Source organism: Serratia ficaria (assembly GCF_900187015.1).
GTDB lineage: Bacteria > Pseudomonadota > Gammaproteobacteria > Enterobacterales > Enterobacteriaceae > Serratia > Serratia ficaria.
On record NZ_LT906479.1, the window covers coordinates 4,661,139 to 4,675,022 of the forward strand.

14 protein-coding genes are annotated in these 13,884 nt (G+C 59.9%); 12 read left to right on the forward strand and 2 right to left on the reverse strand.

Features of this window, described 5'->3' with window-relative positions:
• Window positions 1–11: 11 nt before the first annotated feature.
• Entirely contained in the window at window positions 12–1,943 is a 1,932-nt protein-coding gene (gene csrD, locus CKW09_RS21880) for an RNase E specificity factor CsrD (RefSeq protein WP_061797038.1), read from the reverse strand.
• A 289-nt stretch (window positions 1,944–2,232) separates the two neighbouring features.
• On the opposite strand from csrD, the gene acuI reads away from it, so the two are divergent.
• From acuI to fis, 11 genes are all read left to right on the forward strand, one after another.
• Complete coding sequence (gene acuI, locus CKW09_RS21885) at window positions 2,233–3,210, forward strand: acrylyl-CoA reductase (NADPH) (protein ID WP_061797036.1); 978 nt, start codon at window positions 2,233–2,235, stop codon at window positions 3,208–3,210.
• A gap of 124 nt (window positions 3,211–3,334) precedes the next feature.
• A complete protein-coding gene (gene msrP, locus CKW09_RS21890; RefSeq protein WP_061797098.1) occupies window positions 3,335–4,336 on the forward strand; it encodes a protein-methionine-sulfoxide reductase catalytic subunit MsrP in 1,002 nt (333 codons plus the stop codon).
• A complete protein-coding gene (msrQ, locus tag CKW09_RS21895; RefSeq protein WP_095099454.1) occupies window positions 4,337–4,936 on the forward strand; it encodes a protein-methionine-sulfoxide reductase heme-binding subunit MsrQ in 600 nt (199 codons plus the stop codon).
• A 286-nt stretch (window positions 4,937–5,222) separates the two neighbouring features.
• Entirely contained in the window at window positions 5,223–5,675 is a 453-nt protein-coding gene (gene aroQ / locus CKW09_RS21900; protein ID WP_061797034.1) for a type II 3-dehydroquinate dehydratase, read from the forward strand.
• Between the two features lie 32 nt (window positions 5,676–5,707).
• Window positions 5,708–6,175, forward strand: coding sequence for an acetyl-CoA carboxylase biotin carboxyl carrier protein (gene accB / locus CKW09_RS21905; protein ID WP_061797033.1), 468 nt, complete (start codon window positions 5,708–5,710; stop codon window positions 6,173–6,175).
• 11 nt (window positions 6,176–6,186) lie between these two features.
• Window positions 6,187–7,536 carry an acetyl-CoA carboxylase biotin carboxylase subunit gene (accC, locus tag CKW09_RS21910; protein WP_061797032.1) on the forward strand — a complete coding sequence of 450 codons (1,350 nt, stop codon included), beginning with the start codon at window positions 6,187–6,189 and terminating at the stop codon, window positions 7,534–7,536.
• 240 nt (window positions 7,537–7,776) lie between these two features.
• A complete protein-coding gene (locus tag CKW09_RS21915) occupies window positions 7,777–8,019 on the forward strand; it encodes a YhdT family protein (protein ID WP_073970405.1) in 243 nt (80 codons plus the stop codon).
• On the forward strand, window positions 8,009–9,454 hold the full coding sequence (gene panF / locus CKW09_RS21920) for a sodium/pantothenate symporter (protein WP_061800689.1): 1,446 nt from the start codon (window positions 8,009–8,011) through the stop codon (window positions 9,452–9,454). Before CKW09_RS21915 ends, panF begins: the two co-directional genes overlap by 11 nt.
• Window positions 9,455–9,465: 11 nt before the next feature.
• A complete protein-coding gene (gene prmA, locus CKW09_RS21925) occupies window positions 9,466–10,347 on the forward strand; it encodes a 50S ribosomal protein L11 methyltransferase (protein WP_061800687.1) in 882 nt (293 codons plus the stop codon).
• Between the two features lie 384 nt (window positions 10,348–10,731).
• Window positions 10,732–11,697, forward strand: coding sequence for a tRNA dihydrouridine synthase DusB (gene dusB / locus CKW09_RS21930; protein WP_061800686.1), 966 nt, complete (start codon window positions 10,732–10,734; stop codon window positions 11,695–11,697).
• A 21-nt stretch (window positions 11,698–11,718) separates the two neighbouring features.
• Complete coding sequence (gene fis / locus CKW09_RS21935) at window positions 11,719–12,015, forward strand: DNA-binding transcriptional regulator Fis (RefSeq protein WP_000462905.1); 297 nt, start codon at window positions 11,719–11,721, stop codon at window positions 12,013–12,015.
• A 127-nt stretch (window positions 12,016–12,142) separates the two neighbouring features.
• On the opposite strand, the gene CKW09_RS21940 is transcribed toward fis, so the two are convergent.
• Entirely contained in the window at window positions 12,143–12,472 is a 330-nt protein-coding gene (locus CKW09_RS21940) for a hypothetical protein (protein WP_061800684.1), read from the reverse strand.
• A gap of 481 nt (window positions 12,473–12,953) precedes the next feature.
• Between CKW09_RS21940 and lpxP the strand changes: the two genes are divergently transcribed.
• Window positions 12,954–13,874, forward strand: coding sequence for a kdo(2)-lipid IV(A) palmitoleoyltransferase (gene lpxP, locus CKW09_RS21945; protein WP_061800682.1), 921 nt, complete (start codon window positions 12,954–12,956; stop codon window positions 13,872–13,874).
• Window positions 13,875–13,884: the final 10 nt, after the last annotated feature.

The following is a 13,884-nucleotide window of genomic DNA, read 5'->3' on the forward strand; positions in this document are numbered from 1 at the left end:
CGGCATTCAGGTTAAACACGATAACGACGTGAATATTTTTTACGCCCGAGGTCTATCGGCTCCGGCGGTGCGAAAAAGTCGCCCTGTCCGCCGCGGATCCCGCGTTCTTTCAGCGTCTGCCATTCGTTGCGCGTGCGCACGCTGGCGGCGAACACCTGCGCGCTGGTGCCTTCGCAGGCGCCGGCCAGGCTCTGAACGAACAGCTGATTCTCGTCCCGCTTGTCGATACTCCGCACCAACCCCGGATGGAGCTTGACGATCTCCACCTGCAGCGATTTGATATAGGACGTACTGACCACGGTTAAACCCGCCTGGGAAACGGCAAGACGACAGCCCAGTCCTGACAGCAATCTCAGCACCGGGCGCAAACGGTCGATATGTTGACACACATCTGCCTCTGCAAGTTCAATCAGAATTCGCCGCCGATGACTTTTTTCGCACTGCAGCAGCGTATCGCGCAGCCAGCGCTGGAAAGTGCGCTGCAATAATGAATCCACGCACAGCGTAAACGCCAGCGTCTCTGCGGGCCACAGCGTCAGCAAAGGCAGGATCCGGCTGACTTTCTGGCGGTCGTAACTCTCCGCCAGCCCAAGCTGCTGCACCAGCGGCATATATTCCGAAGGCAGCAACTCCTGAGTGCCATCATAAATGCGGCTCATGATTTCGCGGTGATGAACCTCCCCCTCCACGGTGACCGCCGGTTTCTGATACAGCCGCGGGCCGCCGCGCGCCAACACCTGTTCCAGCAAGGTGCGCCACTTGACGCTGCCGCGCCCCTTTTCCGGCACCTGGCTGTCGTAAACATACCAGCCGTTTTCCCCCTGCAAGGAAGCGTGGCGCGTCGCCTGCTCCGCATGGTCGATCACCTGTTCGGTGGTCTGGCCGCTGCGGTACGCCACGATGCCGATGTGCAGGAAGGCGTCGCGGTCGATCAGCGCGGTGGAGGGCAGCGCATCGATGGCGTGAACCAGCTGCGCGGCGATGCCGTCCGCCTCCTTCAGGGTGCGATGCGGCAGCAGCACGGTGAAGTCGCTGTGGAAATAGCGCGCCAGCAGCGCCGCCGGGTAGCGCATCACAAAGGTGGAAAGCAGGTTGACCAGCGAATACATCAGCTCCTGCACCGCCGCGCTGCCGTGGGTATCGCGCAGGGTGTCGAAATCGGGCAGCCGCACCATCATCACGATGCCGTGCGAGCCTTCTTCTTCCAACTGGGTGGTCAATTGGTTATCGAAGAACAATCGATTGTTCAGGCCGGTTTTGGCGTCCTGGGCGGCGAAGGCGCGGATCAGCGTATCGACCCGGCTGCGCTCTTCGCGCGCTTCCGCCAGGTCCGCCAGCAGGCGATCGAGCGCGCCGCTGACGTTGGCCGGCCATTCGCGCACGTCGCCCTGCATGACGTTTTCGCGCTCGCCGTTGAGAATGCGCCGCGCGCGGCGCTCCAGGCGATCTTCGCCGTCGGCCTGTTCGCGCAGCCAGCGCAGGCTGAACAGCAGGATCACCACCATCACGATGATCGACAGCGTTACGGCGGCGGTGGAACGCAAGGTGCGCATGTCGCCGGCGAAGGGGTCAAGATAGGTGATGTTAAGGACGCTGCCCGGGTGTTGCAGCATCGGCCGCGACACCTGGCGATAGCCGTTCAGCGCGTCCCAGGGCACCTTCGCCGTCGGCAGCTTATAGCTGAGAACATTGCTTTGGCCGCTGTCCACGCTGACCGCCACGATGCCGAGCGGGCGCATCACCAGCGGCAGCCACTGCTCCTGCTCCTGCGGCGGCTCGCGCAGCATCGCCTGATCGAGCGACGCCACCAGCGAATCGAAGCGGCGATCCAACCGCTCCTGAGTGACATGGAAGAAGCTGTATGAGCACCCCATCAGCATCAAAAACATCGCCAACGCCACCAGCAGGGTGATCAATGCAGAGAGTTTGGTGGTAAATCGCATCCCTGTGCCTTGTCCGCTATGGTTAAGTAACTGTTCACCCTTTGATGAATAAAGGCCCCGAACCTGCTCAAATGAACGCAACGCAATGCCCTGATTTTTATTTGAAACGGCGGTTATTTCTCAGGCCCGTCGCCGGCAAGTGCAGAACAAGCTAACAAGCATTGCCGATGAAGAAAACCTGAAAGCATCATTTTTGTCCTTAATCAGGGCCCGGCTTGCTTATTATGCATATAGTCAAATAAATCTGATTCGGCCATTTATAGCAAAATGCAAAGAGAGGAAGAGTGACATGCGTGCACTGTTATTGGAACAACAAGACGATCAAACTCTGGCTCATATAAAGGATATCGGCAGCGAGCAGCTGCCCGACGGCGACGTCACCGTCGACGTCAACTGGTCCAGCCTTAACTACAAGGATGCGTTGGCGATCACCGGCAAGGGAAAAATCGTCCGCAACTTCCCGATGGTGCCGGGCATCGACTTCGCCGGCACCGTGCGCCACAGCCGGGACGATCGCTTCAAAGAGGGCCAAAGCGTGGTGCTGACCGGCTGGGGCGTGGGCGAACACCACTGGGGCGGCCTGGCCGAACAGGCGCGGGTATCCGGCGAATGGCTGGTGCCGCTGCCGAACGGCCTGGATGAGCGCAAGGCGATGATCATCGGCACCGCCGGGTTTACCGCCATGCTGTGCGTGATGGCGCTGGAAGAAGGCGGCGTGCATCCGGACGACGGCGATATCCTGGTGACCGGCGCCAGCGGCGGCGTAGGCAGCACGGCGATCGCGCTGCTGGCGGCGCTGGGCTACCGGGTGACCGCCATCAGCGGCCGCGACAGCAACACCGACTACCTGAAAGCGCTCGGCGCCAAAGAGGTGATGTCGCGCGACGGCTACATCGAAACGCCGCGCCCGCTGGAGAAGCAGCTGTGGGCCGGCGCGGTGGATACCGTCGGCGACAAACTGCTGGCGCGGGTGCTGGCGCAGATGAACTACAACGGCACCGTCGCCGCCTGCGGCCTGGCCGGCGGTTATCAGCTGCCCACCACCGTGATGCCGTTTATCCTGCGCAACGTGCGCCTGCAGGGCGTGGACTCGGTGCATACGCCGCTGCACCGCCGCCAGACCGCCTGGGAACGCCTGGCCGGCATCCTGCCGGACAGCTTCTATCAGCAAGCCACCCATGAAATCGCGCTGGAACAGGCGCCGGCCACCGCCGCCGCGCTGCTGAACAACCAGGTCACCGGCCGCACCCTGGTGAAAATCCGCTGATGCCCGCCCCCCGGCGACGGGGGGACACGGCCCCGCTCTGCGAAATTTCATATTTTCCCGCCGCCTCTCGCATCCGGCCCGCTTTCGCGCCATGCTTACAGGATAAATCGCGGAGAAAATGACCATGAATAAATCCCCCAAATTGACCGAAGCCGATGTCACGCCGGAAAGCGTGTTTCATCAGCGGCGCAAAGTGCTGCAGGCGCTGGGCATTACCGCCGCGTCGCTGGCCCTGCCCGTCAACGCCCGGGCGGACCTGTTGTCATGGTTCAAAGGCAACGACCGCCCCAAGGCGCCGCCGGGCAAGGCGCTGGAATTCAGCCGGCCTGCGGCCTGGCAGGCTCCGCTGGCGCTGACGCCGGAGGACAAGGTGGCCGGTTACAACAACTTCTACGAGTTCGGCCTCGACAAGGCCGATCCGGCCGCCAACGCCGGCGGGCTGAAGACCGAAGGCTGGAAGGTGCGCATCGACGGCGAGGTGGCCAAACCCATCACCCTGGACATCGACGATTTAATGCGGCGTTTTCCGCTGGAACAGCGCATCTACCGCATGCGCTGCGTCGAGGCCTGGTCGATGGTGGTGCCCTGGATCGGCTTTGAGCTGGGCAAGCTGATCAGGCTGGCCGAGCCGAACGGCAACGCCCGCTACGTCGCCTTCCAGACGCTGTACGATCCGGAGCAGATGCCGGGCCAGAAGGACCGCTTCATCGGCGGCGGCCTGAAATATCCCTATGTCGAAGGGCTGCGGCTGGACGAAGCGATGCACCCGCTGGCGCTGCTGACCGTCGGGGTCTACGGCAAAACCCTGCCGCCGCAGAACGGCGCGCCGCTGCGGCTGATCGCGCCGTGGAAATACGGTTTCAAGGGCATCAAGTCGATCGTACACATCCGCCTGGTGCGCGATCAACCGCCCACCACCTGGAACCAATCGGCGCCGAACGAGTACGGTTTTTACGCCAACGTGAATCCGCACGTCGATCACCCGCGCTGGTCGCAGGCCAGCGAGCGGTTTATCGGCTCCGGCGGCATTCTGGACGTCAAACGTCAGCCGACGCTGCTGTTCAACGGCTATGCCGAACAGGTGGCCTCGCTGTATCGCGGCATGGACCTGCGGGAGAATTTTTAAGTGCGCTTGACCCCGACCCACATCACCTGGCTGAAGGCCGCGATTTACCTGGCGGCGTTGCTGCCGTTTCTCTGGCTGGTGCTGGCGGTCGATCAGGGCTGGCTCAGCGCCGATCCGGCCAAGGATATCCAGCATTTTACCGGCAGGATGACGCTGAAGCTGCTGTTGGCCACCCTGGCTATCGCCCCGTTGGCGCGCTATGCCCGCCAGCCGCTGCTGATCCGCTGCCGCCGGTTGCTCGGGCTGTGGTGCTTTGCCTGGGGAACCTTGCATCTGATAAGCTACTCCACGCTGGAGCTGGGCCTGAGCAATATCGGCCTGCTGGGGCGCGAACTGGTCACCCGGCCTTATCTGACGCTGGGCATCGTCAGCTGGTGTATCCTGCTGGCGCTGGCCGCCACGTCAACGCGCTGGGCGATGCGCAAAATGGGCGCCAAATGGCAGACATGGCATAACTTCGTCTATCTGGCGGCGATCCTCGCGCCGATCCACTATCTGTGGTCGGTAAAGACCTTTTCGCCGCAGCCTTTCATCTACGCGCTGCTGGCGGTGGCGCTGCTGGCGCTGCGCTACAAGAAATTCCGCGGCTGGTGGCGGTAAACCTCGCCACGGCGCGCGTTATTGACGGTAACAATCGCGCGCCGCAGGCGGGAACTTTTCTGTGTTCTACCCCTCATATTCCAGTAACGGTTTCCCCCGCCCATCGATTTGGGGTTGAATATCTTCGCTGATAAGACCAGTATTTAGCTGCGAATTGCTACGATATCGTTATAATGCCCGACCTTGTTACCGTTCTCAGGGTGAATTTGCCCCTTAACAGGTGACAAATCGGTGACATCGGGTTATTTTCTACGATGATGGTTTTATTGCCGGAGATACCAGCACAATGGCGGATAAGTTTCACATTTTGCTTCTGAACGGCCCCAATCTGAATCTGCTGGGGACGCGTGAGCCGGAGAAGTACGGCAGCACGACGCTGACAGAGATTGTTAACGGATTGGAAAACCAGGCGTCCGCACTGGATATTACCCTGAGCCATCTGCAGTCCAACGCCGAGCACCGGCTGATCGATCGCATTCATCAGGCGCGCGGCAACACGGACTTCATTCTGATCAACCCGGCGGCGTTCACGCACACCAGCGTGGCGCTGCGCGATGCGTTGTTGGCGGTGCAGATCCCGTTTATCGAGATCCACCTGTCCAACGTGCACGCCCGCGAGCCTTTCCGCCATCACTCTTACCTCTCGGACGTAGCGGTAGGCGTGATCTGCGGCCTCGGCGCGGATGGCTACACATTTGCTTTGCAGGCAGCGGTTAACCGTCTGTCAAAAACCCACTAATAGCTACACAAAAAGAGTACGGAATCACACTCATGGATATTCGTAAAATCAAGAAACTGATCGAACTGGTTGAAGAATCAGGCATTTCTGAACTGGAAATCTCTGAAGGCGAAGAGTCGGTTCGCATCAGCCGTGCCGCACCGGCGCAGGCTTACCCAATGATGCAGCAGGCCTACGCCATGCCGGCACCACAGCAGCCAGCCCTGGCCACCGCAGTCGCCAGCGCGCCTGCGGCGGAAGCCCCAGCGGCGCCTGCGGCCATGAGTGGCCACGTTGTTCGTTCCCCAATGGTAGGCACCTTCTACCGCACGCCAAGCCCGGATGCGAAAGCCTTCGTGGAAGTTGGCCAGAAAGTGAACGCCGGCGACACTCTGTGCATCGTTGAAGCAATGAAAATGATGAACCAGATCGAAGCGGACAAATCCGGCGTTGTTAAAGCCATTCTGGTGGAAAACGGCCAGCCGGTTGAATATGACGAGCCACTGGTCGTCATCGAATAACGAGGCGCCCCATGCTTGATAAAATTGTTATCGCCAACCGCGGCGAGATCGCGCTTCGCATTTTGCGTGCCTGTAAAGAATTGGGCATCAAGACCGTTGCGGTCCACTCTATGGCCGATCGCGATCTGAAACACGTACTGCTGGCCGACGAGACCGTGTGCATCGGTCCGGCGCCATCGGTAAAAAGCTACCTGAACATCCCGGCCATCATCTCCGCGGCGGAAATCACCGGCGCAGTGGCGATCCACCCGGGTTACGGCTTCCTGTCCGAGAACGCCGACTTCGCCGAGCAGGTTGAACGCTCCGGCTTTATCTTCATCGGCCCGCGCGCCGAAACCATCCGCCTGATGGGCGACAAGGTTTCCGCGATCAACGCCATGAAGAAAGCCGGCGTACCTTGCGTGCCCGGCTCCGACGGCCCGCTGACCGACGACATGGATAAAAACCGTGCCTTCGCCAAGCGCATCGGCTACCCGGTGATCATCAAGGCGTCCGGCGGCGGCGGCGGCCGCGGCATGCGCGTCGTGCGCAGCGACAAAGACCTCGAACAGTCCATCAACATGACGAAAGCGGAAGCCAAAGCGGCTTTCAACAACGACATGGTTTACATGGAAAAATACCTGGAAAACCCGCGCCATATCGAAATTCAGGTATTGGCCGACGGCCAGGGCAACGCCATCTATCTGGCCGAGCGCGACTGCTCCATGCAGCGTCGCCACCAGAAAGTGGTCGAAGAGGCGCCGGCACCGGGCATCACCAGCGAAATGCGCCGTTACATCGGTGAACGCTGTTCGAAAGCCTGTGTGGAAATCGGCTACCGCGGCGCAGGCACCTTCGAGTTCCTGTATGAAAACGGCGAGTTCTATTTCATCGAAATGAACACCCGTATTCAGGTTGAACACCCGGTTACCGAAATGATCACCGGCGTGGATCTGATCAAAGAGCAGCTGCGCATCGCTGCCGGTCAGCCGTTGTCGATCAAACAGGAAGAGGTGAAGATCCACGGCCACGCGGTGGAATGCCGCATCAACGCCGAAGATCCGAATACCTTCCTGCCGAGCCCGGGCAAGATCACCCGCTTCCACGCGCCAGGCGGTTTCGGCGTGCGTTGGGAATCTCATATTTACGCCGGTTATACCGTACCGCCGTACTATGACTCCATGATCGGCAAACTGATCACCTTCGGCGAAAACCGCGACGTGGCGATTGCCCGCATGAAGAACGCCCTGGCTGAGCTGATCATCGACGGCATCAAAACCAACGTTGAACTGCAGCAGAAGATCATGAACGACGAAAACTTCCAGCACGGTGGCACCAACATCCACTATCTGGAGAAGAAGTTGGGTCTGCAGGAAACCTAAGGCGGGCTGCGCGCATTGCCTGACGGAAGGCCGGTTAATCACCGGCCTTTTTCTTTACTGCTTTGGGTCACTCAAGGGATGATCAAATCCATATATAGTTGTATACCCAAAATAATTGGAGTTGCATCAAGGCGGCAAGGGAGCGCATCCCGATGAGCTTACTGGAGTAAGTGATTCGGGTAAGTGAGCGCAGCCAACACAGAGGCAGCTTCAAGTATGACGGGTATATTGGAGAAACGGATGGACACACGTTTTATTCAAGCCCACCGCGAAGCGCGCTGGGCGCTGGGCCTGACGCTGCTTTACCTGCTGGCCTGGTCGCTGGCGGCCTATCTGCCGGACAGCGCATCCGGCGTCACCGGCCTGCCGCACTGGTTCGAAATGGCCTGCCTGCTGGTGCCGCTGCTGTTTATCGGCCTGTGCTGGCTGATGGTGCGCGGCGTGTTCCGCGACATTTCGCTGGAGGACGGCGATGCAAACTGAAGTGATCCTCCCGCTGATCGCCTACCTGCTGCTGGTGTTCGGCCTGTCGGCCTACGCCTACAGCCGCCGCCAAAGCGGCAACTTTCTCAGCGAATACTTCCTCGGCAACCGTTCGATGGGCGGCTTTGTGCTGGCGATGACCCTGACCGCCACCTATATCAGCGCCAGCTCGTTTATCGGCGGCCCCGGCGCCGCCTACAAATACGGCCTGGGCTGGGTGCTGCTGGCGATGATCCAGCTGCCGGCGGTGTGGCTGTCGCTCGGCGTACTGGGCAAGAAGTTCGCCATTCTGGCGCGGCGCTATAACGCCATCACCCTCAACGACATGCTGTACGGCCGCTACCGGAGCCGCCTGCTGGTATGGCTGGCCAGCCTCAGCCTGCTGGTGGCGTTCCTCGGCGCCATGACGGTGCAGTTTATCGGCGGCGCCCGCCTGCTGGAAACCGCCGCCGGCATCCCCTACGACACCGGCCTGCTGATTTTCGGCATCAGCATCGCGCTCTACACCGCCTTCGGCGGCTTCCGCGCCAGCGTGCTGAACGACGCCATGCAGGGCCTGGTGATGCTGGTCGGCACCCTATTGCTGCTGGTGGCGGTGATCCACGCCGCCGGCGGGTTGCACAGCGCGGTGGACAAGCTGCAGCAGATCGACCCGGCGCTGGTGTCGCCGCAGGGCGGCGACCAGATCCTCAGCCTGCCGTTTATGGCCTCGTTCTGGATCCTGGTGTGCTTCGGGGTGATCGGCCTGCCGCACACCGCGGTGCGCTGCATCTCCTATAAAGACAGCAAGGCGGTGCACCGCGGCATCATCCTCGGCACCGCGGTGGTGGCGGTGCTGATGTTCGGCATGCACCTGGCCGGCGCGCTGGGCCGCGCGGTGCTGCCGGACCTGAAGATCCCCGATCAGGTGATCCCGACGCTGATGGTCACCGTGCTGCCGCCTTACGCCGCCGGCATCTTCCTGGCGGCGCCGATGGCGGCGATCATGTCGACCATCAACGCGCAGCTGCTGCAATCTTCGGCGACCATCATCAAGGATCTGTTCCTGGGCGTACGGCCGCAGCACATGCAAAACGAGCGGATGATCAAGCGCTTCTCCAGCCTGACCACCCTGATCCTCGGCCTGCTGGTGCTGCTGGCGGCCTGGCGGCCGCCGGAAATGATCATCTGGCTGAACCTGCTGGCCTTCGGCGGGCTGGAGGCGGTATTCCTGTGGCCGCTGGTGCTGGGGCTGTATTGGGAACGCGCCAACGCGCAGGGAGCGCTTAGCTCAATGGTGTCGGGTGCGGTATGCTATACGCTATTGGCCAGCTTCAGCCTGCAGCCGGCGGGATTGCACCCTATCGTGCCTTCGCTGCTGCTCAGCCTGCTGGCGTTTTATATCGGTAACGTCGTCGGCGAAAAACGCCGCATGACGTCATCATTACCCTCTTGAAGAGAATTGCTATGCCTTGGATCCAACTTAAACTGAACGCCACCGGCAGCCAGGCGGAAGACCTGAGCGACGCGCTGGTGGAAAGCGGCGCGGTGTCGGTGACCTTTCAGGACACCCACGATAACCCGGTGTTCGAACCGCTGCCGGGCGAAACCCTGCTGTGGGGCGACACCGATGTGATCGGCCTGTACGACGCCGAAACCGACATGGCCGGGGTGGTGGCGATGCTGGAACAGCACCCGCTGCTGGGCGCCGGTTTCCGCCACAAGATTGAACAGCTGGAAGACAAGGACTGGGAGCGCGAGTGGATGGACAACTTCCACCCGATGCGCTTCGGCGAGCGCCTGTGGATCTGCCCGAGCTGGCGCGACGTGCCCGATCCGCAGGCGGTCAACGTGATGCTCGATCCGGGCCTGGCGTTCGGCACCGGTACCCACCCGACCACCGCGCTCTGCCTGCAGTGGCTGGACGGCCTCGACCTGGCCGGCAAAACCGTCATCGACTTCGGCTGCGGCTCCGGCATCCTGGCGATAGCCGCGCTGAAGCTCGGCGCCGCGCGCGCTATCGGCATCGACATCGATCCCCAGGCCATTCAGGCCAGCCGCGACAACGCGCAGCGTAACGGCGTTTCAGAGCGTCTGGAGCTGTATCTGCCGCAGGACCAGCCGGCGGAACTGCTGGCGGACGTGGTGGTGGCCAATATCCTGGCCGGCCCGCTGCGCGAGCTGGCGCCGCTGATCGGCTGCCTGCCGAAATCCGGCGGCCATTTGGGCCTGTCCGGCGTGCTGGCCAGCCAGGCGGCGAGCGTGGCGGAAGCCTACGAAGACAAGTTTGTGCTCGATCCGGTCGCCGAACGCGAAGAATGGTGCCGCATCACCGGCCGCCGCAAGTAATCCGCGCGGCGCGGCAGCGGGAAATCCATCGGTCAGGCCGGCCGGTGGATTTTTTTTGCCGCGCAGGCGAAACAAAATTTTATGCAACTTTTTACCCTCCAGCGACGGATTGCCCTGACAAAAGGCCGACAATCCAGGCTATCAGGGTAAAAATGACCATCGAATACAGATAATATCCTGCGCAACGGCGAATATTTTAGCGCGCATAAAATAAGCACTTTTCGTCAACTTATTGTTAAATATATATAATATTTTTATGGGTCTCCGCAAAGCGCATTTTTCTTGTGCGATTACGGTCAATTGGTCAAAGTTTGGCCTTTCATCTCAACGCAAAAATGCGTAATATACGCGCCCTTGCGGACACAGTATGGTTACTCTTTGTCTATGCGCATTGGACACCACCAGCTTACTAATTGCCTGATTGCGGCCCCGATGGCCGGTATTACAGATCGCCCGTTCAGAACCTTATGTCATGCAATGGGTGCTGGGATGGCTGTATCCGAAATGCTCTCCTCCAACCCGGAGGTGTGGCGAACGGATAAGTCGCGTCTGCGTATGGTGCATAGCGATGAACCCGGGATCCGTTCCGTGCAGATTGCCGGATGCGATCCGGATGATATGGCCGCCGCGGCGCGCATTAACGTGGCCAGCGGCGCACAGATCATCGACATCAATATGGGTTGCCCGGCCAAGAAAGTGAACCGGAAGCTTGCAGGGTCTGCGCTGTTGCAGCACCCGGATCTGGTTAAACAGATCCTCCACGCGGTGGTTAACGCGGTGGATGTGCCGGTAACGCTTAAGATCCGCACCGGCTGGGCGCCGGAACACCGTAACTGTGTAGAGATTGCCCAACTGGCCGAAGACTGTGGTATACAGGCCCTGACTATTCATGGCCGAACCCGCGCCTGCCTGTTCAACGGCGACGCGGAGTACGACAGCATTCGGGCAGTTAAGCAGAATGTTTCCATTCCGATTATCGCGAATGGCGACATTACTGACCCGCATAAAGCCAGAGCAGTGCTCGACTACACCGGGGCCGATGCCCTGATGATAGGCCGCGCTGCTCAGGGGAGACCCTGGATCTTCCGGGAAATCCAGCATTATCTGGACACTGGGGAGCTGCTGCCACCGATGCCGCTTGGCGAAGTGAAGCGCTTGTTGATAGGGCATATTCGGGAATTGCACGGCTTTTACGGCCAAGGCAAGGGATTCCGAATTGCACGTAAGCACGTGTCCTGGTATCTCCAGGAGCACGCCCCGAATGACCAGTTTCGGCGCACATTCAACGCCATAGAGGATGCCAGCGAACAGCTGGAGGCGTTGGAGGCATATTTCGAAAATCTTGCGTAACAAAAAAGAGCTGACAGAACTATGTTCGAACAACGCGTAAATTCTGACGTACTGACCGTTTCTACCGTAAACTCACAGGATCAGGTGACCCAAAAGCCTCTGCGTGACTCGGTTAAACAAGCACTGAAGAACTATTTTGCTCAACTGAACGGTCAGGACGTGAATGACCTGTATGAGCTGGTACTGGCTGAAGTTGAACAGCCACTGTTGGACATGGTGATGCAATACACCCGTGGCAACCAGACCCGTGCAGCCCTGATGATGGGCATCAACCGCGGTACGCTGCGTAAGAAATTGAAAAAATACGGCATGAACTGATACTAGTCAGTCAACGTGTTGAAAAGGCGCTTTATCTCATTTGATAAGCGCCTTTTTCTTTTTGCGGACGGCGGCCGAAAAAAAGGCCGGAAGCCCGGCCCTCTTGATATGGTATGGCGTTAACGCATTACTCGCTAACCTTGTTCTTGAGGCTTTCCGCCCCCTGCTTGGTTTTGTCCCAGGCTTTCTCGGTGCCTTGCTTGGTGCTGTGCCAGGCCTTTTGCGAGCCTTCGGTCACCTTGCTGCCTGCGGTGTCGCTTTTACCTTCCGCGGCATGCTTGGCCTTGAGCTTCAGCTCCTCGCCCTGATCCTGCGTCTGGTGCAGTTTTTCTTTGGCGGTATCTGCGCCCTTGTGCGCCTCAGCGACGACTTCGTTGCCGGCCTGGGCGGCGGTGGTTGCGGCAAACGCCGGCGCGGCCAGCAGCAGGGCGGACAGGGCAAAAATCGCTTTCTTCATAATTCCCTCTTTTTGTCAGATACATGCTATTGAGCATGAAACAAGATGGCATAAGTTTCCCATTGCGCGATTTAAGAATAGGCCTAAAACGCCAAAGCGCGATACAAAACTTGCTTGTTTGTCTAAAACCCACGCCTTTATGCTGGTCAGGTTCGCGCCTCGCCGCCATCCCGCCCCGCCGACCAGACGGCGCCACTCTTCCCCCCGGCAAGATGCGAATGAGAATATTCGTATGCCCCTCTTCCGCCGGACCCCGTATTCTGTGATAGAATAGACATTCCGAGAGCCGCCTTCGCTGGCCAACAGCTATCCCTCCGAAGCCTGATATCAGCGCAAACCGCCCTTCGAATGTAAAGATTTGGTCAATTACGGAATCTGACTAAACCATAGTCGTACCCGGGTGTCTGAGTAGTTGTATCGCTATCGAGTGGATCCTTTATGCGTTACAGGTTGCTACCCCCTAATGCATAAATGAGTTTATATGAAGCGTCCGCAAAAATTTCAATCGGCCCTGCTGCACCCCCGCTACTGGTTGACCTGGTTCGGCCTGGCCTTTCTGTTTTTACTGGTCCAACTCCCCTATCCGCTGTTGCATCGCCTCGGCGTATGGATGGGCCGCACCTCTATGCGCTTTCTGAAGCGCCGGGTTTCCATCACGCGCCGCAACCTGGAACTGTGTTTCCCGGATATGGATGAAGCGCAGCGCGAGCGCAAAGTGGTGGGCAACTTCGAATCGCTGGGCATGGGCCTGCTGGAAACCGGCATGGCCTGGTTCTGGTCGGATAAACGCGTCAAGCGCTGGTTCAACGTGACCGGCATCAACCACCTGAAAATGGCGCAGCAAAACCAGCGCGGTGTGCTGGTGATTGGCGTGCACTTCATGTCGCTGGAGCTGGGCGGCCGGGCCATGGGCCTGTGCCAGCCGATGATGGCGATGTATCGCCCGCACAACAACAAGGCGATGGAATGGGCGCAGACCAAAGGGCGCATGCGTTCCAACAAGGCGATGCTCGATCGCAAGGATCTGCGCGGCATGGTGCATGCGCTGAAGCGCGGTGAAGCGGTATGGTTCGCCCCGGATCAGGATTACGGCCCGCGCGGCAGCGTGTTCGCCCCGCTGTTCGCCGTGGATGAAGCCGCCACCACCAGCGGCACCTTTATGCTGGCGCGCATGGCCAAGCCGGCGCTGGTGCCGGTGGTGCTGATCCGCCGCGAAAAAGGCCGCGGTTACGATCTGCTGATCCAGCCGGCGCTGGAAGATTACCCGATCGCCGATGAGCTGGCCGCCGCCGCCTACATGAACAAGGTGGTGGAGAAAGAGATCATGCGCGCGCCGGAGCAGTACATGTGGTTGCATCGCCGCTTCAAAACCCGGCCGGTCGGCGCCCCTTCGCTGTACTGACCCCTGCATT

What these genes read in the sequence shown, in the direction of transcription:
- csrD (WP_061797038.1), bottom strand. Translation starts at nt 1,943, where the DNA reads ATGCGATTTACCACCAAACTCTCTGCATTGATCACCCTGCTGGTGGCG.
- acuI (WP_061797036.1), top strand. Translation starts at nt 2,233, where the DNA reads ATGCGTGCACTGTTATTGGAACAACAAGACGATCAAACTCTGGCTCAT.
- msrP (WP_061797098.1), top strand. Translation starts at nt 3,335, where the DNA reads ATGAATAAATCCCCCAAATTGACCGAAGCCGATGTCACGCCGGAAAGC.
- aroQ (WP_061797034.1), top strand. Translation starts at nt 5,223, where the DNA reads ATGGCGGATAAGTTTCACATTTTGCTTCTGAACGGCCCCAATCTGAAT.
- accB (WP_061797033.1), top strand. Translation starts at nt 5,708, where the DNA reads ATGGATATTCGTAAAATCAAGAAACTGATCGAACTGGTTGAAGAATCA.
- accC (WP_061797032.1), top strand. Translation starts at nt 6,187, where the DNA reads ATGCTTGATAAAATTGTTATCGCCAACCGCGGCGAGATCGCGCTTCGC.
- CKW09_RS21915 (WP_073970405.1), top strand. Translation starts at nt 7,777, where the DNA reads ATGGACACACGTTTTATTCAAGCCCACCGCGAAGCGCGCTGGGCGCTG.
- panF (WP_061800689.1), top strand. Translation starts at nt 8,009, where the DNA reads ATGCAAACTGAAGTGATCCTCCCGCTGATCGCCTACCTGCTGCTGGTG.
- prmA (WP_061800687.1), top strand. Translation starts at nt 9,466, where the DNA reads ATGCCTTGGATCCAACTTAAACTGAACGCCACCGGCAGCCAGGCGGAA.
- dusB (WP_061800686.1), top strand. Translation starts at nt 10,732, where the DNA reads ATGCGCATTGGACACCACCAGCTTACTAATTGCCTGATTGCGGCCCCG.
- fis (WP_000462905.1), top strand. Translation starts at nt 11,719, where the DNA reads ATGTTCGAACAACGCGTAAATTCTGACGTACTGACCGTTTCTACCGTA.
- CKW09_RS21940 (WP_061800684.1), bottom strand. Translation starts at nt 12,472, where the DNA reads ATGAAGAAAGCGATTTTTGCCCTGTCCGCCCTGCTGCTGGCCGCGCCG.
- lpxP (WP_061800682.1), top strand. Translation starts at nt 12,954, where the DNA reads ATGAAGCGTCCGCAAAAATTTCAATCGGCCCTGCTGCACCCCCGCTAC.